The following is a 2,943-nucleotide window of genomic DNA, read 5'->3' as shown; positions in this document are numbered from 1 at the left end:
TTATTTGGAATAAAGGGTTTTGCGATGAAGCCACTGGCGAAAAAGGATCTTGCCACCCTTATAAGGAAAGTGCTGAATGAAGTAAATAATTTAGTTTAATGCAACACTATCTCCACCGTCAAGTTTTGTAGCCATAGGGACAAACCATTAATATTACCACATTAAATGTACTGTTTTCTTACCAGGTGCCAAGCTTAATGATCTACCGTATCCAGAGAATTGCGCTTTTTCAAATTCCTAACAGCAAAATACAGTCTCTGACTGTAGATAATCCATGAGCTCATGATCGATTAACTGGTAATGAGATTGACAAGCATGGCCTTCTGATACTCGCATGTCCTTATCTTTGGTTATGTTGCGAGTTGAGTTTTGTTGTGTCTTTTCGTCTCTGTTTGCCTTTCTTCCCTCTTTTTGCAGTTGTATTTATTTATCTCTTCTTTCTCCTTTTTCTTTGGATTTTCTTCTTTTTCTTCCTTGCAAGAGACAACGATAAGGTAAGAAATAGCTCAAGAAGTTATGTTGCAAAGAAAAAAGAGAATTCTTCTTAAAAAGGGCGGAACCTTATGAAATGACGGCAAAAACACGACACCAAAGGTGAAGTCATGGATTCCATATTATTTCAACTGGATAACTCAACTCGCAACATAACTTTGGTTATCTCTTCCTTACAGTTGCTCCATTATGGCGCTATTATAGGCCGTTGGCCGATCCCAACATATCAGGATATCTTCTCAACTGTCCTCGCTGAAAACCATTTTAGGTGGGCAGCTGAAATCTTCAATGCTTCCCATTATAATCTGGGAATCCAAACCAGTGTGTGGATTTTCCATTTCAATTCATTGAAACTGTAGCTCATCAGATAAGAAACCTCCGTGACATGCTACAATCCTAAATGTACCCTCCCCCAGTCACGCATCATTAGGATGATTTCGTGCCACCCTTTTTCATTTCAAGATCTTGCTTTTCGTCAATCGTTAAACTGCTCCGCATAGGTGGCATCGTTGTAAAGTCCTTCCCCATATTCAGCTTTGCCAAATTCGCGAATGATGTCCTGGCCCTTTTCCGAAGCAACAAAATTGATAAATTTGGCAGCAGTATCAGCACCCGGAGTAGCTTTCTCCGGCTGGCAGAGGGCATGATAGGTATTTATAATGAACTTGTCTCCTCTAAAAAGGATTTTGAGTTTCGGCATGTTATTTTTTTCAGCAATCCAGGTGCTGCTGTCGGTCATGAAATAGCCACCTTCATCGTTGGCACGTTTGAGAGTTGCGGTCATAAAATCTTTGGTGACTATATACCAATCACCTGCCGGTTCAATACCTGCTTTTTTCCAGATATCCATTTCTTTTTTATGGGTGCCGGAATTGTCACCACGCGAGAAAAATTTGGCACTGGCAGTGGCAATCCGGGAATATGCATCAGCCACGCTGGTGGCTTTTGCAATAGCGGCCGGGTCGGTCGCCGGGCCCACAACAAAAAATTCGTTGGACCCTATGAGAGTACGTTTAATTGCCCAACCATCAGAGACTGCTTTTTTTTCGGCGGCAGGGGCATGCACCATAATCATATCTACCTGCTTTTCCTTTAGAAGTTTAAGCGACTCTCCAGACCCCGCTTTTTTCCACTTGAGTTGGGCATCTTCCTGTTCAGCGAATGCTTCTCCAAGCACTTTGAGCAAACCCAATTCACCTGGGCTGCCGGTAGCCAGAGAAAAGGCATTTTTCCCGTTGCCGTAAACAGCGGCATATTGGTCTTCGGCCTTTGCAGCCGATACGAAAGCAACTATCGCTAACAACAAAATTGAGAAAATGATTTTTCTGCTCATTAACTTCTCCTTCTGATAGATTTTATATTTCAGGATCAATGCCGTGTCTACTATCAAGTCTGTATATAGGTATCCAACCACCGAGTCAATTTGTTGCATTAGACTAACAATATCTGACAATCAATGACATCATCTTCACCTCATAGAGCCGCTTCTACCTGCCCTTTTTGTTTACTGGCGGCACGGGAGCGAATGGAGTCGGGCAAATCGCTTCCGGTAGATTTACCAAAATCGTTCAAGGGGGTCATCACACGACTAAGCGGGCAAAACTCGAGTGCTGGGAGAATACGGGGCGGGAACGGAAGACGCAAGGAGATGGTGACAGGAGCGCGGAGGTGGAAAATTCACGACCTATTGAAAGCAAAGTCCCACGGCCAAGGCGGGTAGGTTTTTGTCAAATTTCGTTGTAAGGTTAAATTGTTATCATCAACCTTGCCACCTCAAATATCAACAAGTTCTCTACTCGCTCGGATTTTATCTTGTTCCTGAATGCTCTTATAGATTGTGAGGAGGAATTTCGGTGGCTCCGACCCCAGAACCCAAAATCTGTGAGATAGTAGATCTATCAAGTAGAGGCAGGTACGCACTCGGCAAAAAGATGTACTGGTAAGGTCAACGGAGTGTCCTGCGCGTCTGAGGCTTTTTTTTCACCATAGTTTAGAGCAGGGCAGCCTGAGGAAGTCTCTTTGGTTATCTCTTCCTTACAGTTGCTCCATTGTGGTGCAATTATAGGTTGTTGGCCGATCCCACCATATCAGTAAGAAGGTCAGGTTTAATACCGTAAACGCAGGATTAGGTTGGCGGAGCATAGCTTTGGTGAATAAAACGCACCACAATACCCAATACGGCGGCAATTCTTGGTTGTTGTGGAAAGTATCTCCCTACAATTACAGTAGTCAGTATCTTAATCACAATCTCCACATCACCGATTGCTGTTTGCTGACGATTGGTTGTGACTAGTTGTCTTGCTGAATAAGTGAATTGAAAATGATACATGATCGACAGTTTTCTATCTTCTCAGTGTAGGTAGAGTCGCAAGTGCCATTGCAAAGGGTACCATACATAAACCAGCACATATTTCCGCTCTGAAACTCCCATGCTGGGCATTGTTCCTTCTG

2 protein-coding genes are annotated in these 2,943 nt (G+C 43.3%); both read right to left on the bottom strand.

Annotated features, from left to right (window positions below; translation table 11 throughout):
* Positions 1-967: 967 nt before the first annotated feature.
* Positions 968-1,825, bottom strand: coding sequence for an ABC transporter substrate-binding protein (locus tag BUF15_RS26380; RefSeq protein WP_073617358.1), 858 nt, complete (start codon positions 1,823-1,825; stop codon positions 968-970).
* 956 nt (positions 1,826-2,781) lie between these two features.
* Positions 2,782-2,943, bottom strand: a 162-nt coding sequence (locus BUF15_RS28605; RefSeq protein ID WP_407642657.1) for a two-CW domain-containing protein, incomplete at its 5' end; no start/stop codon positions are given.

The organism is Desulfopila aestuarii DSM 18488 (genome assembly GCF_900143695.1).
GTDB classification, from domain to species: domain Bacteria; phylum Desulfobacterota; class Desulfobulbia; order Desulfobulbales; family Desulfocapsaceae; genus Desulfopila; species Desulfopila aestuarii.
Note: the sequence above shows the minus strand (reverse complement) of the source record. Positions and strands in the feature narration are given on the sequence as shown.

Bases quoted from the DNA above. Each gene is read 5' to 3' on its own strand.
- BUF15_RS26380 (WP_073617358.1), bottom strand. From the start codon at position 1,825: ATGAGCAGAAAAATCATTTTCTCAATTTTGTTGTTAGCGATAGTTGCT.